The following is a 20,645-nucleotide window of genomic DNA, read 5'->3' on the forward strand; positions in this document are numbered from 1 at the left end:
CCTCACCACACCGCGTCGGGGTAGGCGCGCGGCAGGAACTGCATTTCGGCCAGCAGATAGCCGAGATGCTCGCTGTGCTCGCCGCGCCGCCCGCCCTTCTGCATCCAGCCGTCGGCCGGACGCTCCAAAGTCGCCTCGTCCAGCACGGCGGAGACGCGGGCGTTCCAGGCGGCGCGCAGCTCGGCCGGGTCGGGGACGATGCCGGCGGCGACCAGCGTCTCCTCGGCGGGGTCGCGCTCGAACATCTCGCCGGTGTAGGGCCACAGCCGCTCCAGCGCGTCGGCGACCCTGGCCCGGCTGACATCGGTGCCGTCGCCGAGCCGGATCAGCCAGTCGGCGCTGTGGCGGACGTGGTAGCGCACCTCCTTGGCCGCCTTGGCGGCGATGCCGGCCAGCGTGGCGTCGGCCGAGGCGGCGAGGCGGCCGTACAGCTCGGCCGCCCAGGAATCGTGCAGGAACTGGCGAACGATGGTGTGGCCGAAGTCGCGGTTGGGCTGCTCGACCAGCAGATGATTGCGGTAGTCGAAGACGTCGCGGCGGTAGGCGAGGCGATCCTCGTCGCGGCCCTTCCCCTCGGTCTCACCGGCGTAACTCAGCAGCAGGCGGGCGTGGCCGACGAGGTCCAGCGCGACGTTGGTCAGCGCGATGTCCTCCTCCAGCTCCGGTGCGTGGCCGCACCATTCCGACAGCCGGTGCCCGAGCACCAGGCTGGTGTCGCCCAGCCGCAACGCGTAGCCGAACAGGGCCTGTTGGCGATCCGTGCTCATGCGATGGCCTTCCGTGTCAGATGGTCTTCATGTCAGATGTTCTTCACGGCGGCGGGGATGTCGTAGAAGGTCGGATGGCGGTAGATCTTGTCGTCCGCCGGCTCGAACAGGCTGGCCTTCTCGGACGGGTCGGAGGCGGCGATGCTGGCCGCCGGCACCGCCCAGATGCTGACGCCCTCGCCACGGCGGGTGTAGACGTCGCGGGCGTTGTCGAGCGCCATGCGGGCGTCGGCGGCGTGCAGGCTGCCGACATGCTTGTGGCTGAGGCCGTTCTTCGGGCGGATGAAGATCTCGAACAGCGGCCAGTCCTTGCGATCGGTGTTTGGCGGGGCCATGGTCTCTTTCCCTCGTGTCTCTTGTCAGCCGGCCTTCTTCAGCGCGCGGGCGGCGCGCTTGGCGGCGTGGGCGCCGGCGGCCTCGCGCACCCAGGCGCCCTCGTCCCACGCCTTGCGCCGGGCCTCGATGCGCTCGCGGTTGCAGGGGCCGTTGCCCTTCAGGATTTCGTTGAATTCGGTCCAGTCGATGGCGCCGAAGCGGTAATGGCCGCTCTCGGGGTCGAGGCGCAGGTCCGGGTCGGGGATGGTCAGGCCCAGGAACTCGGCCTGCGGGACGGTGGCGTCGACGAAGCGCTGGCGCAGCTCGTCGTTGGAGAAGCGCTTGATCTTCCAGGCCATGTTCTGGGCGGAATGGGCCGACTGGTCATCGGACGGGCCGAACATCATCAGGGCCGGCCACCACCAGCGGTTCAGCGCGTCCTGCGCCATCCGCTTCTGTTCCGCCGTGCCGGTGGCGAGCGCCAGCATCAGCTCGTAGCCTTGGCGCTGGTGGAAGCTCTCCTCCCGGCAGACGCGCACCATGGCGCGGGCGTAGGGGCCGTAGGAGCAGCGGCAGAGCGGCACCTGGTTCATGATGGCGGCACCGTCGACCAGCCAGCCGATGGCGCCGATGTCGGCCCAGGTCGGCGTCGGATAGTTGAAGATGCTGGAATATTTGGCCTTGCCGGACAGGAGTTGCTCGACCAGCTCGTCGCGCGACACGCCCAGCGTCTCGGCGGCGCTGTAGAGGTAGAGGCCGTGCCCGCCTTCGTCCTGCACCTTGGCCAGCAGGGCGACCTTGCGGCGCAGGCTGGGCGCGCGGGTGATCCAGTTGCCCTCCGGCAGCATGCCGACGATCTCCGAATGGGCATGCTGCGAGATCTGGCGGACCAGGGTGCGCCGGTAGCCCTCGGGCATCCAGTCGCGCGGCTCGATCTTCTCCTCGGCGTCGACGCGTTCCTGGAAGCGGCTGTCCTCGGCGGTCACCAGCCGGGGCGGCGGCTGGGTGCCATGCTCGGTCTTGCTGTCCAAACCTTGCGTGTACATCGACGTCCCTGCGATTGATTGCGCGTCCAACGAACTGTCTAAGGGGAAAATATGATACAGATCAATCCATGTAAAGCGCGATTATGTGTCATATTGGAATCGCTCCATGGGGGCGTCGAATCGGCAGCCGCTCTGGATTTCCGTCTTGCTGCGGTCGGCGCGGGGGCGGTGCCGCGCGACGCGACGGGCTGCGCCGACGACGCGATGTCCGATACAGATCGGAGGCTGGATCGCGGATTGCTGCGACGCAAATCGCGGGTGGCGAGGAAAGACGGCGTTTCCGAACACGCGGCTGCCCGAACGGCATGGCCGGCAAGGCATCCCGTCGGGACATCATCCGACGCGCCACCACGCCATCCGGAGCCTGGGTGCTGAAATCAATCTTAGGATGTGCTCTGCGTGGCGAAGAATTTCATGCGTTCGTGTTCAAAAAAACGGCAGAGACAATAAGATCCGATTCAAATTTTATTGAATTCGCCGCTGGTCGCGGCGTCCTTCACAGAGTGGCCCTGGGACAACCTTTCATTATTCCCGAAATGGGAAGTGAATTTCCCGTGCGATGCAACTGAAGGGTTTATATTCCGAACCGTGGGCGCCACCGGATGCGTTTTTATCCGAATCCTTGCCCCTGCCGGCGCGCCGCCCCAAGCAATGGCGGCGTGATCAGGATTGCGGTCCTGCGACGCGTTCCCGCCTCACGCCACGTCCTGGGGGCGGAAGGTCATGATGAACCGTGCCCCCGGCGCGGCGTTCTCGACGGCCAGGGTGGCGTTCAACTGTCGGGTCAGGCCGTTGAGCAGCTTCATGCCCAGGCTTCCGTCCCTCCGGGGCAGCGTGTCGTCGGGCAGCCCGGTGCCATGGTCGCGCACCGTGAGGCGGAGCCGTCCGTCGGCGAGCTGGGAAAACCCGACCTCGACGACCCAGTTGCCTCCATCCGCCTCGGCTGGCTGCCCGTGCTTCAGGGCGTTGGTGACGAGCTCATTGACCATCAGCCCGACCGGCACCGCCTGATCGGTCGGCAGATCGACCGGATCGGCGGTCACGACGATGCGCCAGAAGCGCTGGCTCGCCAGCGTCGACTGCTCCAAGTCGGCGCACAGCGTCCGCAGATAGGGGGCGGCCTCCACCCGGCGGACATCGTCGGTCTGGTAGAGCTGGTCATGGACGCGGGCGATCGCCTGAAGGCGCGCCACCGTGTCGGCGAGCTGCTGCCGGACCTCCGGGGTGGAGCCGGTCTGCCCCTGCATCTGCACCAGCGCGCAGGCCAGTTGCAGGCTGTTCTTCAGCCGGTGGTTGACCTCCTTCATCAGCAGGTCGCGCTGGGCCACCGCTTCGGACAATTCCCTGGTGCGCTCGGCGACGCGCTCCTCCAGGTCGGCGTTGGACCGGCGCAGCCGGGTCGCCAGCGTGGCCAGGGTGCTGCGGTGCGCATCCTCGGCCGACGCCCAGCGCAGGAGGATCCAGGCGCCCGCCCCGAAACCGAACAGCACGACCAGCCCCAGCGCCAGCTGCGGCAACATCAGGGCGAGCCAGCGGTCGAACTCCGCCCCCTTGGGCGGAAGCGCCTCGACGAACAATGGATAGGCGCCGACCCGACGGCGGGCCGGTTCCTGCCCGGTTGCGGCCGCGGGCTCCGCCGTCGGCCCCTCGGCCGCCAGCATCCGCTGGTCGCCCAGGGTCCAGAAGACCGACGCGGGGCCGCCCGGAGGCGGCCGCGTCGGAGGCAGGGTCAATTCCATGGGTTTGAAGGACAGCGTCACGATTCCGGCGAAACCGCCGTCGGGCCGGCTCATCCGGCGGCTCAGCACGATGATCGTCGAGCCGTCCACCTGCGATGCCAGCGGTTCGCTGATCGCCAGGGAGGCGTTGGCCGTCTCCGGCGCGGTGCCGCCGGGGCCAGGACGGTGGGTGGCGAAGTAGGGCCGATCGGCGACCGAGAATCCGGCCGGCAGATCGTCCTCCGTCGAGGCCAGCTGGCGCCCCTCGGCATCCCAGATTCCCAGTCGCATGACGGCCGGCATGAGGCCGCGCAGCCTCCGCAGCTCGGCAGGCAGGCGGGCTGATTGGGCCGGGTCGCTCCAGCCGGTTTCCTCGCCCAGCTGGCGCAGCCGGTCGAGCATCAGGTCCGCGGCCTCGATGAAGCGGGCCGCGTGACCGGACAGCGTCTCCACCAGAAGTTCGGTTTCGCGCAGGACCTCGGTGTTCGTCTCCCGGTAGGCGCGGTAGCCGGCGAAGGTGAGCAGCAGCGCCACGGTGACGGCGAGCAGGGCGGCGCCGATGCCCAGCCGGCGCACCATCCGCCGCACCTGTGCCGGCTGATCGCCGGGGGCGGGGGCGGCGAGCCGCTGGTCGAGGTTCGGGGGGACACCCTGGTCGGAGGCTTGGGTCAAGGCGTTCGTCTTTTCGGATGGTCGGAGATGAGGGGCGGGGAGCGCCGCTCCCCGGCGCGCGGGCCGAATCCTACATCTTCCGCCTGCCCTCGCCGGCGCCGCCGGCATGGGGGCGGCGCTCCTCTCCGGAAAAGGCGCGCTCCAACCGTTTCGGGGCACGGATCAGGTGGAGGTACAGCTCGTCGAACTGCCCGACCGAGGCGAGCTGGCGGACGTCGTTGACGGTGATCCGCTGGCCGTTCAGCTCGATCAGGCCGCTGTCGCGCAGCCGGCGCAGGGTTCGGTTGATGTGGACGATGCTGAGGCCAAGGGCGTCGGCCAGAATCTCCTGGGTCACCGGCAGCGTGAAATGCCCGTTGTCCGCCATGTTGACGGTGGTGAGCCGGCGCAGCAGCTCGACGATCAGGTGGGCGGTGCGTTCCAGCGCGGTGCGCCGGCCGAGGCTGAGCAGCCGCTCGGCGACGATGGCCTCCTCGCGCGCCCCCGACCAGGCGAGCGCGGCGGCCAGACGGGGAAAGCTGCGGAACAGTTCGACGATCCGGTCGGGGGGGAAACAGGCGACCTCGACCGCCGTCAGCGTGGTGACGCTGTGGTCGGCGGACTCGAACAAGGTCGAATACATCCCGATGATATCGCCGGGGAGAACAAAATTGACGACCTGGCGGCGGCCGTCCGGCAAGGCCTTGTGACGGATCGCCCAGCCTTCACGCATAACGCGAACATCGCGGTACTTCTCTCCCTGCTGGAGAAGATCGCTGCGCGGCGGCTGACGTAAGATATTCCTTTCAAGCTCAGAAAGATAAGCTTTCTCCTCATCCGTAAGGATTAGGTAGCTGCTGAGTTTGAGCCACAATGGAGTGGCTTCCGGCACGGATCTCGCCGAGGCGCGAGTCATGGTCGTCTCTTTGCTTTCTTTGATAGAATATTTGTCGCCTGAATGCCGGTCGCGCCTCTACCCCGATTAAGGGCAGCCACGAACGATTCAACCTTTCGGCCGGTACGGCTACAACATAGGTTAAGGGCATAAGAATTTTTCCCCGAACGGGTGTGACGGGGCCGATTTCGGCCTGTTGTTCAACAGGTTCGGGACAGGATGATGCCGGAACCGTGGTAAACGACGGGGGCGAGACATGGCTGCGCAGGAGGAGGCGGCAGGGTTGGCCGCGCTCTCGATTTGTGAGTCGCTGATGATTGCGATGGTCGAAAAAGGGCTTCTCACCGTCGATGAGGCGCGGGGAACCCTGGAGGATGCCGCCGCCGCCCACCACGAGGGGGGACTTCCGGCGCAGATCATCGAACGGCTGGTGGATCAGGTCAGCGTGGTGGTGCAGGCTTCGGTGCGGGGGCGCGACGGGGGCGGGTGAGAACCGACAGCCGCCGGGCACCGTCGCCCGGAATCAGCCGCCGATCAGGGCGGGTCCCCGGCTCCGCCGCTCCGGACGGCCCTGGGTCGTCGCGGTAATCGCCGCCTCGTTCAGAAGCAGGGCGATGTCCTTGGCGCCGATCGGCTTGTGCAGGATGCGGTAGCCGCTGGCCTCCGCGTCGGCGATCCGTTCCGGCGCGGTGTCGCCGGTCAGCACGACGCAGAGCGGCGGGCGGCCAGCCATCGCCGCCTCCACCGCGCGGATGACGTCCAGGCCGGTCTCATGGTCCGCCAGCCGGTAATCGGCGATGACGAGATCGGGAAGGCGGCCTGATTCGGCCAGCACCCGCAGGGCGCCCGCCGCGCCGTCGGCGGCCAGGACGCGCCAGCCGAACCCTTCGATCAGCAGGCTCAGCCCCTCGCGCACCAGCGGGTCGTCGTCGATGACCAGGGCGGTTCCGCCGCTGGGGTCCGGGGCGACCGGATCGGCGGGAACCGCCCTCTCGGCCTCCAGCGGCGGTGCCGTGAGGTCGCCGATCTCCAGTGTGAAGCAGGACCCCTTGCCGGGCCAGGAGGCGACATGGACCCGGTAGCCGAGCAGCCGGGCGAGCCGGTCGACGATGGCAAGCCCGAGTCCCAACCCCTTGCCGCGGTCGCGCGCCGGGTTGGAGACCTGATAGAACTCGTGGAAGATGCGTTCCAGATGCTCCGGCGGGATGCCGATGCCGGTGTCGAAGACCTGGATGCGCAGCCCCGACGGGCCACGCCGGCAACCAAGCAGGATGCGCCCGCTGTCGGTGTAGCGGAGCGCGTTCTCCACCAGATTGCGGATGATCCGCTCCAGCAGGGCCGGGTCGGCGCAGAGCGTCAGGCTGTTCGGCACGCTGCGGAAGCCGATGCCCTTCTCGGCGGCGCGCAGCCGGTACTCGGCGTCCAGCCGCTCGAAGATGGCGCCGAGCGAGACCGCCTGCACGTTGGGCGACACCGTGCCGGCGTCGAGCTTCGACACGTCGAGGATGGCGTCGAGCAGGCGGCAGAGCGCCTCCATCGAGGTTTCGATGCTGCCGACCAGTGAGGAGGCCGGGTGGTCGCCCAGCCTGGCGGCCAGCGCCGAGGTCAGCAGGACCAGCGACTGCACCGGCTGGCGCAGGTCGTGGCTGGCCGCCGCCAGGAAATGGGTCTTCGCGGCGTTGGCGCGCTCGGCGACCATCAGCGCCATGACCGCTTCCTGGCGGGCACGCTCCGCCTCGTTCTTGGAGCTTTCGGCCTCGTTGCGGGCCTGCTCCGCCCGTTCGGCGAGCGTGCGCTGGACGGTGATCTCCTCCACCGCGCGCATCTCGCGCTCGTTCTGGATGGCCCCGATGTGGTCGAGCATGGCGTTGAAGGTGCGGGCCAGCCCGCTGACCTCGTCGTTGCCGCGCACGCGGGCGCGCTGCCCGGTGAAGCCGTCGCTGGCGATGGCGCCGGCCAACTGCTCCAGATCGCGCAGCGACCGGGTCATGTGGTTGCCCACCGCCCGGCTGCCGAAATAGAGCGCCACCAGGGACATCAGGGCGACCAGCCCGTAGAAGGGCAGCACCCAGGACTGGAAGCCGGCGGACGGCGTTGCCGGGGCCTCCAGCCGCAGGGTCAGGCGCAGCGGCAGCAGATGCTCGGGCAGCGACAGCGGCACCTCCACCGCCATGTTGCCGTCGGCCGTCGGCGGCGGCGGCGCGCCGGTCGCGCGCAGCGCGGCCTCCGGATGCAGGACCAGCGTGTTGAGCGGCACCTTGTAGAGCAGGGCGCCTTCCGGCGAGGCGGTGCGCGAATAGATCAGCATCTCCGCCGCCAGCAGGAACGGGACGCCGTTCTCCCACACCACCGTGGCGGCGGGATGGCCGGTGGCGATGGTGCGGACCAGCCAGGCCATGTCCTCCGGCGTCATGCGCAGCCGGCCCGCCCACTGCCCGGTCCGCTGCCCGTTGTCGGCGATCGGGACGCCCTCGAAATCGGTGAAGATCAGCGCGACGGGAACGCTGGCGATCCGGTTGAAGCTGCGCAGGAAGGGCAGCAGATAGGCTTCCTTGCCGGCGGAATCGACCAGCGCGCTGGCCAGGACGCTGTTGTCCGACAGTTCGCGCACCGTGTCGACCAGCGTGGTCAGCAGACCTTCGGTCTGGCGGGCGACCAGGGCCGCGTTGGCCTCGATGTTGCCGTGGTGCTGGCGGATCAGATGGCGGCTTGACACCAGATAGAGGCTGGCGCCGATCAGGACGGCCAGCAGCACCCCCAGCATCAGCGACACGAAGGCGAAACGGCGGGCCAGCCGCCCGTCGGTGAAGCGCCGCCGCACGGTGCGCAGGAAGGACGGTGCCGAATCCGCCGGTGTCGTCATCATACGCCCTTTCACTCGCCGTCGGGCACGAGAACGCCGTCCCGCGTGAAGCGGGCCATCAGGAGTTCCTTCTCGGTCAGCGCCTCGTGACGCTCCGGGGTGAAGGGGCGGTCGTAGGTCCGGGCGAGCCCCTGGTAATGCCCGACCCGCTCCAGGGCGTCGCGCACGGCGGCACGGTCGGTGGTGCCGGCGAGATCGATGGCGCGGGCCAGAATATGGGTCAGGTCATAGGCGTGGATGAAGCCGACGGGTGCCTCGATCTCCTCGATCCGCGAGAGGCCGAACAGCCGCCGGGTGGTTTCCAGGACGGGAGCGAGGCGGTCGGGCGGCGTGCGGAACAGGCTGACGGTCTGGATGACGCTGAAGTCCACCTCGTGCAGGGCTGCCCCGGCCTGTCCGACGAAGTCGCCGCCGGTGATGCCCCAATGGCTGAGGATGGGCAGCCGCTCCACCGCCGGCAGGGCGGCGACCTCGCGCACCAGGATCGCCGCCTCGTCGTCGTTGGCGACCAGCACGATGGCCTGCGCGCCGGCTTGCGCCAGCGCCTGGTACTTGTCGATCAGCGAGCGGTCGCGCCAGTTGTACCACGCGGTCCCCGCCGGCTGCGGCACGCCGCCCTCCGTGAAATAGCGGTTGGCCGCCTCCAGGTTGGAGCGCCCCCAGGCGGTGTTGGTCAGCAGAAGCCCGACGCGGTTCAAGCCCCGGCGCTGGGCGTGCGCCAGCAGGAAGGGCATCGCCAGGCTGTCGCGCAGGCTCAACCGGAAGATGTAGTTCGGCTTCATGCCGTTGTCGATGATGGCGTCGGCCGACGACCAGGGGGCGAGGAACAGGGTGCGGGTCTCCTCCAGAACCGGCAGTTCCTCGATCACCACCGGGCTGAAGCGACCGCCATACACGGCGACCAGATTGGGGATGGCCGCCAACTCGCGGATGTTCTTGATGCCGCGCGCCGAGATGGAACGGTGCTCGCGCGTCACCAGATCCAGCGGACGGCCGCCCAAAACGCCGCCGGACCGGTTGATCTCGTCGATGGCCGTGCGGATGCCGCGCTCGATGGATTCCGCCGAGGTGCTGTTGGCCAGCCCGAACTCGCCGTCCAGCCCGAGGATCACCGGCGCCCGGGCGGCGGTTTCCGATGCCGCGACGGCCGCCCGTCCAGGAAGGGCAAGCACGGCGAGAAGCATCATGATCCGGACAAAGACAGGCAACGGCATCGTCCATCGTCTGAAGGAAGCGGCCGGAACAACAGGCTTCGGCACAGGGCTGGGCACTATGGTTTGATGAAAAGGGTACGGTCAATCGGCCCTTTGGCTAGAAGTACCCCGGCCGGATGGGGTGGATGCGCTTATGCCGCCGGCCGTGCCGCCACGCCGATGGCCTCGGCCATGGCGGCGAGCACGGCCTCCGCCCGATCGCGGTGGGGGGTGTGGCCGCAACCCTCCAGCACCAGAACCGACACCGGGCCGCCGCTGCGCGCGGCGATGGCGTCATACTGCGCCGCCGTCGCGTACTCGTCGCCGACGCCCTGGATGACGAGCAGCGGCGTGCGGATCGACGGCAGCCGATCCTCGATGTTCCAATGCCGGAAGGCCGGGGTCAGCCATGTCTCGTGCCAGCCGTGGAAGGCGCCGTCGACATTGTCGCCATGCAGCCGCTTCAGCCGCTCGCGCAGCCCGCCGTTGTGGTAGAGGTCGCCCGCCGCCCGGATGCCGGCGATGGTGACGTCCTCGACGAAGACATGGGGAGCCTCGGCGATTGCCAGCCGGATGCGCGGGGCTAGGAGGGGGCCGGCGACGGCGAGCAGCGCGATGGAGGCGCCGTCGCTGTGCCCGACCAGCACCGTGTCGGTCAGGCCGAAGGCGTCGAGCAGCGCCGGCAGCACGATGTCGGCCTCGCGGTGCAGATAATCGATGGGGCGGGGTGGGGTGACGGGGGAGGAGGCGCCGTAGCCGCGCCGGGAGTAGATCAGCGCGCCGCAGCCGGTCGCCGCCGCCAGCCGGTCGGGAAAATCCTTCCAGATGGCGATGCAGCCGAGGCCCTCATGCAGGAAGACCAGCGTCGGCCGTCCCTCGCCCGCGGCCGGGATGCGGCGGTATTCCAGCCGGTCGCCGGCGATGTCGATGAAGCCGTCCGTGAAGTCTGCTGCGGTCCCCTGCGGAGCCATGGCGCGTTTCCCCCGTCGCGTCGCTTTCCCTTGGCCGGCGACGGGCATGGCGACGGCGCGCCGCCCGGTCGCGGGCGGCGCGCACTGTAGCATCGCGGGTCGGGGCATCCGCAAGGGGGTGCCGCGTCAGAGCAGCCTGGCGTTCAGGCTGATCTCGGTTCCGGCCAGCGCCTTGGAGACCGGGCAGTTGGCCTTGGCGCCGTCGGCCTGCTGGGCGAAGGCGGCGGCGTCGATGCCGGGAACCTCGGCTTCGCATTCCAGCTCGATCCGGGTGATCGAGAAACCGGCGCCGTCCTTCTCCAGATGGACCTTGGCGTTGGTGTGGACGCGGGTCGGCGGATGGCCGGCCTGCGACAGCGCCGCCGACAGCGCCATGGAGAAGCAGCCGGCGTGGGCGGCGGCGATCAGCTCCTCGGGGTTGGTGCCGGTGCCGTTCTCGAAGCGCGACGGGAAGGAGTAGGACCCTTCGAACGCCCCGCTGCCGAGCCGCATCCTGCCGCTGCCCGATTTCAGGTCGCCACGCCATTCGGCGTCGGATTGCCGCATCGCCATGATCGTCGTCTCCTTGGTTCTCGCGTGAAGGGTGGTTTCCAACCGGACAGTAGCTAGGGCGCGGCGCGAGGCCGGCAAAGGCATACTCCGTACGGAGAGCCCGGCGGTTGCGGAACTCCCGGATTCTGTTCAGGCGATGGGCGGCCAGCCCAAGGAATGGGCAAAGGTCGCGTCAAGATGGGACTTTCGGATTGGGTACAGGGATGGCCCGGATTTTGCGGTGAAAAAGGCCGATGCAACCAGACCAAAGAGCCGGTTCCTTTGCGCCGAGAGACGATGCAAGGGCTTCCGGCTGTCCGTTCCGGCCGCGGAGGCGCCGTTTTTCCAGGCATCCTGCCACGCGGGCGTCTTTCTGCTGAAAGCGTGGGCGGCGGGTGGCCGGCTTTGGGGGTTTGGCGGTTGGCTTGCATCTTGCTTCGGACGCGAAGCGTGGACATCGGACGGGGGGCGGAGCGTTGCGGGTTCTGATGGTCGACGACGATGGCGAACGCGCCGGGGTGGTGAAGGACAGCCTGCGCGAGTCCGGGGCGGAGATCGCGGCGGTGATCGGCGTCGACGCCGACCTGCGCGCCGCCATCCAGGTGCACCGGCCCGACGTCATCATCGTCGATCTGGCCTCCCCTTACCGCGACTATCTGGAGGATCTGATGTCGATCAACCGGGAGACGCCGCGCCCGATCGCGCTCCTGGTCGGCGAGGAGGACCGCCCGCTGATGGCCCGCGCCGTCAGGGCCGGTGTCAGCATCTACGCGGTGGACGGGTTGAGCGCCAAGCTGGTGCGGTCGATCATGGAAACCGTGTCCGGGCACTTCCACCGCTTCCAGACGGTCAACGAGGAGTTGGAGAAGTCACGCGCCGCGCTGAACGACCGCAAGATCGTCGAGCGGGCCAAGGGGCTGTTGATGGCGCACCGCGACCTCAGCGAGGAGCAGGCCTACAGGACGCTGCGCAAGATGGCGATGGACCAGAACAGGCGGCTGGTCGAGGTGGCGGAGGCGGTGCTGAACGTCGCCGATCTGCTGAAGCGCTGACCCTGGCGTCCGGCGGATCGGCCGGGATGGGCTGGCGGAATCAGCAGGCCGGATTCCGCGGCGAGCCGGCGACGGGGGGAGCGACCCTGCACAGCCCCGGCGCGCTTTCCGCGCTCCCGGCCGCCGGTGCGTTGCGGTTGCCGAGGCTGCTCAGGTCGTAGCCGGTCCAGGCGAGGTGGCCGGGCGACATCAGCAGGGGAGCCCAGATCGCCGCCGACAGCAGGTTGAAGGTCTGGAACTGCCGGTGAGGCATCGCCATCATGCCGGCGGTGGTCGGCACCACGGCGCGCAGGGGGCCGACGAAGCGCGCCAGGAACACGCTCTTGCCGCCATGCCGTAGGAAGAAGGCTTCGCCCCGGTCGCGCAGCTCCGGACGCCGGCTGAACGGCCAGAGTTGGAACAGACGCTCGCCGTAAAGGCGGCCCAGCCAGTAGGAGGCGGCATCGCCCAGAACGGCGCCGCCCACGATCGCCAGATAGACGGTCCAGAAATCGAGGATGCCGGCGGCCACCAGCGCCCCGGCCGCGGTCAGCATGACGACGCCGGGAACCAGAAGACCGACGATCGTGATCCCCTCGGTGAAGGCCACCAGGAAGATGATGGCTCCGGCCCACTCCGCGTGCGTCTCGATGAAGGAGGCGAGGGCGGTCGCCTGGGCTTTGAAATCCGGAAATGCGATCGGCAAGGCGGCCAAATCCTGGTTGTCGTGGTGACATGGGGCGAGGCTCGGCGGTTTTCCAGCGCTCTAGCGGAGTCCGGCCTGTTCGAGAACGAACGTCACGCGCTCCGGCACGGGACGGCGGGGAAGCTCGACCAGCTCGTAGCCGCAGTCGCCGTAGGTCTCCACCATGGAGCGGTGGGTGCGCTCCGCCTCCTCCGGCGACTGCCGGCGCTCGGCGTCCCGCTCGTAGATCTCGGGCCAGGGCGGGGCGATGAACACCCGTTTTTCATAACGGAACAGGTCGACCGCCCTTTCCAGGTGCGGTGGCACCGGCAGGCCGTGCAGCCGCAGATAGCCGACGGTGTCGGGCACGCCGCGGTCGAAGAAGACGGCCCCCGGATGGCCGCGGGCGTTGCGATGGGAGCGCATGTCCCAGCCCAGCATCTGCTCGGCGAAGGCCGACGGGTCGATCCAGGGCAGGGCGGAACCGCCGATGGCGGTCTGGTCGCGGATCACGCCGCGCCCGGCCTCCTCGGCGCAGGCGTGGCCGGCCTGTTCCAGCGCGCGGATCAGCGTGCTCTTTCCCGACCCCGGTCCACCCGTCAGGACGAACAGGCGGTTGGGACCGTCCGGGGTCGCGTTGCCCTTCATGGCCGCGTCACTCCACGAAATCCTCGCGGCTCAACCCGTAGCGCTTGAGCTTGTCGTAGAAGGTCTTGCGCGGAATGTTCAGCGCCTCGATGGCGGCCTTCACGCTGCCCTTCTGGCGGGCCAGCTCGCTCTGGATCAGCCCCTTCTCGAAATGGTCGACCCGTTCGGCCAGGGACGGCGCCGAGGCCTGGGAGGGAGCGGCGGGTTCCGCCGCCACATCCTCCAGCCCCAGGACGAAGCGGTCGGCGGCGTTGCGCAGTTCGCGGACGTTGCCCGGCCAGTCCTGGGCGACCAGCCTCTGCATCTGGGCCGGCGAGGCGACGCGCGGCTCGCGGTTGTAGCGGCCGGCCGCCTGGACGACGAAATGCTGGAACAGCAGCGGAACGTCGTCGCGCCGCTCGCGCAGCGGCGGGATGCTCACCACCACCACGTTCAGCCGGTAATAGAGATCCTCGCGGAACTTCCCGGCCGCCGCCGCCTGCTTGAGGTCGACCTTGGTCGCCGCCACCACGCGCAGGTCGACCGGAACCAGCTCGTTCGAGCCCAGCGGCTCGACCACCCGTTCCTGGATGACGCGCAGAAGCTTGACCTGGAGCGACAGCGGCATGCTCTCGATCTCGTCGAGGAACAGGGTGCCGCCGCTGGCGTGCTCGATGCGGCCGACGCGGCGCTTGGCGGCACCGGTGAAGGCTCCGGCTTCATGGCCGAACAGTTCGCTTTCGAAGATCGCCTCGGGCATGGCGCCGCAGTTCAGGGCGACGAAGGGGTGCTTGCGCCGGGCGCTGGCGCCATGCAGGGCGCGGGCGACCATCTCCTTGCCGGTGCCGGTCTCGCCGAACACCAGAACGTCGGCGTCGGTGTCGGCCACCGCCGCGATGGTCGCGCGCAGCCGCTCGATGCCGGCGGTGCGGCCGACGATGCCCTGGGTGGATTCGCCGCCCCCCGACAGGGCGGCGCGCAGGCGGCGGTTCTCGAGCACCAGCCGGCGCTTGTCGACGGCGCGGCGGACGGTCTCGACCAGCCGGTCGGAGGGGAAGGGCTTTTCCAGGAAGTCGTAGGCCCCGTCGCGCATCGCCTGCACCGCCATCGGCACGTCGCCGTGGCCGGTGATGAGGATGACCGGCAGGTCTGAGTCGATGGTCCGCACCCGCTCCATCAGGGCGAGCCCGTCCATCTGCGGCATCCGCACGTCGGTCACCAGGCAGCCCGGCCAGTCGCGCGCGACATGGCGCAGGGCGCGTTCCGCCCCGTCGCAGGCGGTCACCTCGAAGCCGGCGAGTTCCAGCGTCTGCTGCCCGGCCAGCCGGACGGCGCGCTCGTCGTCCACGAAAAGCACGCTGCCGGCACCGCCGCCGCCCGTGCCGCTGCCGCTGCCGTTCACGGTCATGATGACTGTTCCATTGTTTTCTGCTCGGCGACCTTGAGCCGCATGGTGAAGACGGCGCCGCCCAGCAGGCCGGAGCGGCCGTTGGCGGCGGTCAGGCTGCCGCCGAAATCCTCGACGATGCCGTGGCTGATCGACAGCCCGAGCCCGAGCCCCTCGCCCGCCTCCTTCGTGGTGAAGAAGGGCACGAACATCCGGGGCAGGTCGGCGTCGCGGATGCCGGTTCCGCTGTCGGCGACGCTGAGCAGTGCCACGTCGTCCGCCGTGGTCAGGGTGATGCGCAGCCGGCGCACCGGAGCGCCGCGCACGGCGTCGGCGGCGTTGCCGATCAGGTTGACCAGCACCTGCTGCAATCGCACGTCCTCGCCGGTCACCCAGACGGTGTGAGCGGGCAGGTCGGTCTCGACCGTCACGTCGTCGCGCCGCAGCCGGGATTCCAGCAGCGACAGCGCCTGCCCGACGGCGCCGTTGGCCGACACCGGCCCCAGCCGGCCCGAGGCGCGCCGGGCGAAGCCCTTCAACTGGCGGGTGATCGCCGCCATGCGGTCGGTCAGGCCGGCGATCTCGCCAAGATTGTCGCGCACCGAATCCGTCCGTCCGCGCTCCAGCAGCACGACCGCGTTGTCGGCGAAGCTGCGCATGGCGGCCAGCGGCTGGTTGATCTCGTGCGCGATGCCCGCCGACATCTGGCCCAGCGCCGCCAGCTTGGCCGCCTGGGTCAGCTCGTTCTCCCGCTCCCGCAACTCCGCCGTCGCTTCGGCGACGCGGCGCTCCAGCTCGGCCCGCGCCTCCTCCTGGACCGCCAGACGCTCGGCGAAGGCGGCGCGGCGCAGGGCCAGCGCGTAGGCGGCGACGGCGGCCAGCGCCATCGCGGCGGCGGCGAGCAGACCGGCGACCTGCGTGCGGCCCGACACCGGCTCCCGGCTGGTCAGGCTGTGCAGGGTCCAGTCGCCGCCGGGCACGGCGACCGAGGCCAGCAGATAGCGCCGCTCCACCCCGTTCTCGGCGATGGCGATGCGGTCGGCGGCGCCGCCGAAGGCCCAGGGCAGCACGTCCAGCCCCTCGCTGGTGCCCTCCGGCACGACCGGCAGGGCGATCGGCAGGCGGCGGGGCAGGGCGTGGTAGCGCCAGTCCTCGACGTTGGTGATGAAGACCATGCCGTCGCGGTCGGTCACCAGCAGCTTTTCCGGGCTGGGCACCCAGGCCCGTTCCAGCCGGTCGAAGCCGACCTTCAGCACCACCGCGCCCAGTGTGCGGTTTTCCGCCACCACCCGGTGGGCGGTGTAGTAGCCGGGGATGAAGGAGGTGGTGCCGAGCGCGAAATGGTGGCCCTCGCCGCGCTCGATGGCCATGCGGAAATAGGGCCGGTAGGCGAAGTTCTGCCCGACGAAGCTGGAGCTTCCGTTCCAGTTGCTCGCGGTCAGCGTCAGCCCGCTGGTGTCCATGATGTAGAGCGCGGAGGCGCCGAGAGCCTTCCCGATGCCCTCCAGCTTGCGGTTCATGCGGTCGATGCGCTCGGGCGTCGGGTCGCCCAGCAGCGCCGTGACCTCGGAATCCTGCGCCAGCGCCAGGGGAACGGCGGCGTGGCGCTCCAGCTCGGCCCGCAGATTGGCGTCGTAGAGCGCCAATTGCGCGTGCGCGTGCGCGTGCAGGTCCGTCTCCGCCTGCCCGGCGGCCCAGCCGGCGGCCAGCGCCGCGGCCAGCGGCACCCCGATCAGCAGCAGGGCGAGCAGCAGCCGGCGCGGCCGTTCGAGCGCGAGCGCCGCCAGCCGCGCGGCCCCCTGTGTGATCGAATCTGTCCTTGTTCCGTCAAAGGGCTTCGGCAACGTCACGAAACACCATGCTGCGCCGCAACATTGCTGCGGAGATCCGGGGATTGTGCGGATTTTCGCACATCGCAACAGGGCTTGTCGTGTGGATTTTCGCGCATGTGGATTCGTCAAATCCTTGATGTTGCTGGATTCAGCAATTGGCCCATCGCTTGCTTTCACAGGCAACCAAGTACGGGGTCATCCGCATCGTCGGTCAACAGAACGGATGCCCCGGCAGGAACGCCACGAGGAGACCGTCGATGAGCAACGCGACCGCCACCGCCCAGCATGGGCCGGTGAAGAAGCCCTTCTACACCAACCTGACCTTCCAGGTTCTGACCGCCATCAGCTTCGGCATTCTGCTCGGCCACTTCTACCCGTCGCTCGCGGTGGAGATGAAGCCGCTGGGCGATCTGTTCATCAAGATGGTGAAGATGGTCATCGGCCCGATCGTCTTTCTGACGGTCGTCACCGGAATCTCCTCGATCGGCAATCTGAAGAAGGTCGGCAAGGTCGGCGGCAAGGCGCTGCTCTATTTTGAGATCGTGACCACCTTCGCGCTCGGCATCGGGCTGCTGGTCGTCAACCTCGTGCGTCCGGGCGCCGGGATGAACATCGTTCCCGGCCAGCTCAAGGCCGATTCCGTGCAGAAATACGCCACCACGGCGAAGGAGCACGGCTTCATGGACTTCGTCGTCGGCATCGTGCCCGACAACGTGGTCGGCGCCTTCGTCCAGGGCGACATGCTGCAAATCCTGTTCTTCGCCGTGGTCTTCGGCGTCGCCCTGTCGGCGATGGGCCAGAAGGGCAAGGTCGTCGAGGACATCTTCGACAAGGTCGGCCACGCGCTGTTCGGCGTCATCGGCATCCTGATGCGCGTCGCCCCGGTCGGCGCCTTCGGCGCCATGTCCTTCACCATCGGCAAGTACGGCATCTCGTCGCTGACCGCGCTCGGCCAGCTGATGGCGTCGGTCTACATCACGATGGCGATCTTCGTCTTCGTCGTTCTGGGCGGCATCGCCAAGGCCTACGGCTTCAGCATCTGGAGCTTCATCCGCTACATCCGCCAGGAACTGCTGATCGTGCTCGGCACCTCGTCGTCCGAGTCCGTGCTGCCGCGCATGATGGAGAAGATGCAGAAGTTCGGCTGCTCCAAGCACGTCGTCGGCCTCGTCATCCCCACCGGCTATTCCTTCAACCTCGACGGCACCTCGATCTACCTGTCGATGGCGGCGATCTTCATCGCCCAGGCCTTCAACGTCGACCTGACGATCTGGCAGCAGCTCTACATCCTGATCATCCTGATGCTGACCTCGAAGGGTGCCGCGGCGGTGACCGGCGGCGGTTTCGTGACGCTGGCCGCCACCCTGTCGGCCACCGGCGTGCTGCCCATCGAGGGTCTGGCCCTGCTGCTCGGCGTCGACCGCTTCATGTCGGAGGCCCGCGCCCTGACCAATCTGGTCGGCAACGGCGTGGCCACCGTCGTCGTCGCCAAGATGGAAGGGGAGTTCGACGAGAGCAAGGCGGTCGCCGAGTACCAGCAGCACTTCAAGGAGCCGGCGCTCGTCCGCATCTGACGCGAGGCGCGGCGGCGGCCCGTTTTCGGAAAAAGCGAAAGTGATCCGCACCGGCGGCTTCCGGGTCATGTAAGGTAAGGGGGACGGTTCGACAGGGTTCGAATCGCCCCCTTTCCCTTTGGATCAGGGTATGTCTTCGGCTATAACCAACCACCAGTCCAAAGCCGGTTCAGCGAATTAACCGGAATCACGTTAATCGGAGGAAGAGGCCCATGTCCGGCGATTTCGACGCGATGGCGCTTGAGTATCACCGCAACCCGCGCCCGGGTAAGCTGGCGGTCGTCGCGACCAAGCCGATGGCGAACCAGCGCGATCTGGCGCTGGCCTATTCGCCCGGCGTCGCCGTCGCCAGCATGGCCATCGCCAACGATCCGGCCCAGGCCGCCTCGCTGACGGCGCGGGCCAACCTCGTCGCCGTGGTGACCAACGGCACCGCCGTGCTGGGGCTGGGCAACATCGGCCCGATGGCCGCCAAGCCGGTGATGGAGGGCAAGGCCGTCCTCTTCAAGAAATTCGCCGGGATCGACTGCTTCGACCTGGAACTGAACGAGTTGGACGTCGACGCGCTGGTCGAGACCATCGTCCGGCTGGAGCCGACCTTCGGCGCCATCAACCTGGAGGACATCGCAGCCCCGGCCTGCTTCGAGATCGAGCGCCGCTGCCGCGAGCGGATGAAGATCCCGGTCTTCCACGACGACCAGCACGGCACCGCGATCGTGGTGGGCGCCGCCGTCCTCAACGGCCTCGCCCTGGTCGGCAAGGACATCTCGACGGTGAAGGTCGTCTCCACCGGCGGCGGGGCGGCGGGCATCGCCTGTCTCGACCTGATGCTGAGCCTCGGCGTCCGCCGCGAGAATGTCTGGCTGGTCGACATCGCCGGCGTGGTCCACAAGGGCCGCAACGAGCAGATGAACGAGTACAAGGACGCCTACGCGCAAGCGACCGACGCCCGCACGCTGGCCGACGTCATCGACGGCGCCGACATCTTCCTCGGCCTGTCGGGCGCCAAGGTGCTGAAGCCGGAGCTGCTGGCCCGCATGGCCGAGAAGCCGCTGATCCTGGCGCTCGCCAATCCGGAGCCGGAGATCATGCCGGACCTGGCGCGCGAGGCGCGCGCCGACGCGATCATCGCCACCGGCCGGTCGGACTTCCCGAACCAGGTCAACAACGTGCTGTGCTTCCCCTTCATCTTCCGCGGCGCGCTCGACGTCGGTGCGACGACGGTGAACGAGGCGATGAAGATCGCCGCGACCCACGCGGTCGCCAACCTCGCCCGCGCCGAGCCGTCGGACGTGGTGGCGGCGGCCTATGTCGGCGAATCCTTGCGCTTCGGCGCCGACTACATCCTGCCCAAGCCCTTCGACCCGCGCCTGATCGTCGAGGTGTCGTCGGCGGTCGCCAAGGCCGCCATGGAATCCGGCGTGGCCACCCGGCCGATCGCCGATTTCCGCGCCTACCGCGACCAGTTGAACCAGTACGTCATCCGCTCCGGCCTGTTCATGAAGCCGGTCATCACCAAGGCCAAGACCGCGCCCAAGCGCGTCGTCTACGCCGAGGGCGAGGACGCGCGCGTCATCCGCTGCGCCCAGGTGGTGGTCGACGACGGCATCGCCCAGCCGATCCTGCTCGGCCGCCGCGAGGTGATCGAGCGGGTCATCGGCGAGATGGGCCTGCGCCTGAAGATCGGCCGCGACGTCGAGGTGATCGAGACCGTCCGCGACCTGCGCACCCACAATTACGCCGAGCTGTATCGCAAGGTCATGGGCCGCCGCGGCGTGGCGCCGAGCCACGCGGCCAACGTCGTGCGCACCCAGCCGACCGTCTTCGGCGCCCTGATGGTCCGCCGCGGCGAGGCCGACGCGCTGGTCTGCGGCACGTCGGGCCGCTTCAACGAGCATTTCGCCCACATCGCCGGCCTGATCGGGCTGCGCGAGGGGGTGAAGGTCGCGGCGACGATGAACGCGCTGATCTCGCAGAAGGGCGTGCACTTCATCACCGACACCTACGTCAATCCCGACCCGACCGCCGAGCAGGTGGCCGAGATCGCCCGGCTGGCCGCCGACGAGGTCAAGCGTTTCGGCATCGAGCCGAAGGTGGCGCTGCTCTCCCACTCCAACTTCGGCAGCGCCGACACCCCGTCGGCCCGCAAGATGCGCCAGGCCTACGAGCTGGCCTCGGCCGAGATGCCCGACCTGGAGATCGACGGCGAGATGCACGCCGACGCGGCGCTCGCCGAGGCGATCCGCAAGGAGGTTCTGCCCGACAGCCGCCTGAAGGGCGAGGCGAACCTGCTGGTCATGCCGACGCTGGACGCCGCCAACATCGCCTTCAACATGATGAAGATCCTGGGCGAGGCGCAGAATGTCGGACCGATCCTGCTGGGGGTGGAGCGCCCGGTCCACATCGTCACCCCGTCGGTGACGACGCGCGGTCTGGTCAACATGACCGCCGTCGCGGTGGTCGACGCGCAGCTCGCCGAGCCGGTCAACGCCGCTCCCCGCCCGCCGGTGGCCGGGGAGATCTGATCCGCCGGGCTCTGGTTCCGCGCGCGATTCGTGC

Annotated in this window: 17 protein-coding genes; 4 read left to right on the forward strand and 13 right to left on the reverse strand. The window is 68.8% G+C overall.

What is annotated here, in order from left to right; all coding sequences use genetic code 11:
* Window positions 1–2: 2 nt before the first annotated feature.
* The 5 genes from paaC to JN22_RS10735 all read right to left on the reverse strand — a co-directional run bounded on the left by paaC (window position 3) and on the right by JN22_RS10735 (window position 5,413).
* Window positions 3–767, reverse strand: a complete 765-nt coding sequence (gene paaC / locus JN22_RS10715) for a 1,2-phenylacetyl-CoA epoxidase subunit PaaC (protein ID WP_085553923.1) — start codon at window positions 765–767, stop codon at window positions 3–5.
* Between the two features lie 32 nt (window positions 768–799).
* On the reverse strand, window positions 800–1,102 hold the full coding sequence (gene paaB / locus JN22_RS10720; protein ID WP_085553924.1) for a 1,2-phenylacetyl-CoA epoxidase subunit PaaB: 303 nt from the start codon (window positions 1,100–1,102) through the stop codon (window positions 800–802).
* 24 nt (window positions 1,103–1,126) lie between these two features.
* Window positions 1,127–2,128 carry a 1,2-phenylacetyl-CoA epoxidase subunit PaaA gene (paaA, locus tag JN22_RS10725; protein WP_085553925.1) on the reverse strand — a complete coding sequence of 334 codons (1,002 nt, stop codon included), beginning with the start codon at window positions 2,126–2,128 and terminating at the stop codon, window positions 1,127–1,129.
* Window positions 2,129–2,823: 695 nt separating this feature from the next.
* Entirely contained in the window at window positions 2,824–4,518 is a 1,695-nt protein-coding gene (locus JN22_RS10730) for a sensor histidine kinase (RefSeq protein WP_179166116.1), read from the reverse strand.
* Window positions 4,519–4,588: 70 nt separating this feature from the next.
* Entirely contained in the window at window positions 4,589–5,413 is an 825-nt protein-coding gene (locus tag JN22_RS10735; RefSeq protein WP_085553927.1) for a Crp/Fnr family transcriptional regulator, read from the reverse strand.
* Window positions 5,414–5,648: 235 nt separating this feature from the next.
* Between JN22_RS10735 and JN22_RS10740 the strand changes: the two genes are divergently transcribed.
* Window positions 5,649–5,882 (forward strand): hypothetical protein, encoded by a 234-nt coding sequence (locus JN22_RS10740; RefSeq protein ID WP_085553928.1) that lies wholly within the window; start codon window positions 5,649–5,651, stop codon window positions 5,880–5,882.
* A gap of 33 nt (window positions 5,883–5,915) precedes the next feature.
* Here the strand turns inward: JN22_RS10740 and JN22_RS10745 are convergent, their stop codons facing one another.
* The 4 genes from JN22_RS10745 to JN22_RS10760 all read right to left on the reverse strand — a co-directional run bounded on the left by JN22_RS10745 (window position 5,916) and on the right by JN22_RS10760 (window position 10,971).
* Window positions 5,916–8,258, reverse strand: coding sequence for a hybrid sensor histidine kinase/response regulator (locus JN22_RS10745; protein WP_223677669.1), 2,343 nt, complete (start codon window positions 8,256–8,258; stop codon window positions 5,916–5,918).
* A gap of 8 nt (window positions 8,259–8,266) precedes the next feature.
* On the reverse strand, window positions 8,267–9,463 hold the full coding sequence (locus tag JN22_RS10750; protein WP_223677670.1) for an ABC transporter substrate-binding protein: 1,197 nt from the start codon (window positions 9,461–9,463) through the stop codon (window positions 8,267–8,269).
* A gap of 137 nt (window positions 9,464–9,600) precedes the next feature.
* The gene (locus JN22_RS10755; RefSeq protein WP_085553929.1) at window positions 9,601–10,419 is read right to left on the reverse strand and encodes an alpha/beta fold hydrolase; all 819 of its coding nucleotides are present in this window, start codon (window positions 10,417–10,419) and stop codon (window positions 9,601–9,603) included.
* A 126-nt stretch (window positions 10,420–10,545) separates the two neighbouring features.
* Window positions 10,546–10,971 (reverse strand): OsmC family protein, encoded by a 426-nt coding sequence (locus JN22_RS10760; protein WP_085553930.1) that lies wholly within the window; start codon window positions 10,969–10,971, stop codon window positions 10,546–10,548.
* Between the two features lie 467 nt (window positions 10,972–11,438).
* Between JN22_RS10760 and JN22_RS10765 the strand changes: the two genes are divergently transcribed.
* Complete coding sequence (locus tag JN22_RS10765) at window positions 11,439–12,002, forward strand: ANTAR domain-containing response regulator (RefSeq protein ID WP_085553931.1); 564 nt, start codon at window positions 11,439–11,441, stop codon at window positions 12,000–12,002.
* Between the two features lie 40 nt (window positions 12,003–12,042).
* Here the strand turns inward: JN22_RS10765 and JN22_RS10770 are convergent, their stop codons facing one another.
* From JN22_RS10770 to JN22_RS10785, 4 genes are read right to left on the reverse strand one after another with little or no spacing between them, the layout of a single operon-like run.
* The gene (locus JN22_RS10770) at window positions 12,043–12,687 is read right to left on the reverse strand and encodes a DedA family protein (RefSeq protein WP_085554637.1); all 645 of its coding nucleotides are present in this window, start codon (window positions 12,685–12,687) and stop codon (window positions 12,043–12,045) included.
* A gap of 60 nt (window positions 12,688–12,747) precedes the next feature.
* Window positions 12,748–13,314, reverse strand: a complete 567-nt coding sequence (locus JN22_RS10775; RefSeq protein WP_085553932.1) for an AAA family ATPase — start codon at window positions 13,312–13,314, stop codon at window positions 12,748–12,750.
* Window positions 13,315–13,321: 7 nt separating this feature from the next.
* A complete protein-coding gene (locus JN22_RS10780) occupies window positions 13,322–14,701 on the reverse strand; it encodes a sigma-54-dependent transcriptional regulator (RefSeq protein WP_085553933.1) in 1,380 nt (459 codons plus the stop codon).
* Window positions 14,698–16,530, reverse strand: a complete 1,833-nt coding sequence (locus JN22_RS10785; RefSeq protein ID WP_223677671.1) for a sensor histidine kinase — start codon at window positions 16,528–16,530, stop codon at window positions 14,698–14,700. Before JN22_RS10785 ends, JN22_RS10780 begins: the two co-directional genes overlap by 4 nt.
* A 239-nt stretch (window positions 16,531–16,769) precedes the next feature.
* Here JN22_RS10785 and JN22_RS10790 point away from each other — a divergent pair, with 239 nt between their 5' ends.
* Both JN22_RS10790 and JN22_RS10795 read left to right on the forward strand, forming a co-directional pair.
* Entirely contained in the window at window positions 16,770–18,086 is a 1,317-nt protein-coding gene (locus tag JN22_RS10790) for a dicarboxylate/amino acid:cation symporter (protein WP_143268257.1), read from the forward strand.
* Window positions 18,087–18,298: 212 nt separating this feature from the next.
* Window positions 18,299–20,611 carry an NADP-dependent malic enzyme gene (locus JN22_RS10795; RefSeq protein WP_085553934.1) on the forward strand — a complete coding sequence of 771 codons (2,313 nt, stop codon included), beginning with the start codon at window positions 18,299–18,301 and terminating at the stop codon, window positions 20,609–20,611.
* Window positions 20,612–20,645 lie beyond the last annotated feature (34 nt).

Source organism: Azospirillum agricola (assembly GCF_020005195.1).
GTDB lineage: Bacteria > Pseudomonadota > Alphaproteobacteria > Azospirillales > Azospirillaceae > Azospirillum > Azospirillum agricola.

Coding starts and splice junctions, on each gene's coding strand:
- paaC (WP_085553923.1), bottom strand. CDS start 767: ATGAGCACGGATCGCCAACAGGCCCTGTTCGGCTACGCGTTGCGGCTG.
- paaB (WP_085553924.1), bottom strand. CDS start 1,102: ATGGCCCCGCCAAACACCGATCGCAAGGACTGGCCGCTGTTCGAGATC.
- paaA (WP_085553925.1), bottom strand. CDS start 2,128: ATGTACACGCAAGGTTTGGACAGCAAGACCGAGCATGGCACCCAGCCG.
- JN22_RS10735 (WP_085553927.1), bottom strand. CDS start 5,413: ATGACTCGCGCCTCGGCGAGATCCGTGCCGGAAGCCACTCCATTGTGG.
- JN22_RS10740 (WP_085553928.1), top strand. CDS start 5,649: ATGGCTGCGCAGGAGGAGGCGGCAGGGTTGGCCGCGCTCTCGATTTGT.
- JN22_RS10745 (WP_223677669.1), bottom strand. CDS start 8,258: ATGATGACGACACCGGCGGATTCGGCACCGTCCTTCCTGCGCACCGTG.
- JN22_RS10755 (WP_085553929.1), bottom strand. CDS start 10,419: ATGGCTCCGCAGGGGACCGCAGCAGACTTCACGGACGGCTTCATCGAC.
- JN22_RS10760 (WP_085553930.1), bottom strand. CDS start 10,971: ATGGCGATGCGGCAATCCGACGCCGAATGGCGTGGCGACCTGAAATCG.
- JN22_RS10765 (WP_085553931.1), top strand. CDS start 11,439: ATGGTCGACGACGATGGCGAACGCGCCGGGGTGGTGAAGGACAGCCTG.
- JN22_RS10775 (WP_085553932.1), bottom strand. CDS start 13,314: ATGAAGGGCAACGCGACCCCGGACGGTCCCAACCGCCTGTTCGTCCTG.
- JN22_RS10780 (WP_085553933.1), bottom strand. CDS start 14,701: ATGACCGTGAACGGCAGCGGCAGCGGCACGGGCGGCGGCGGTGCCGGC.
- JN22_RS10790 (WP_143268257.1), top strand. CDS start 16,770: ATGAGCAACGCGACCGCCACCGCCCAGCATGGGCCGGTGAAGAAGCCC.
- JN22_RS10795 (WP_085553934.1), top strand. CDS start 18,299: ATGTCCGGCGATTTCGACGCGATGGCGCTTGAGTATCACCGCAACCCG.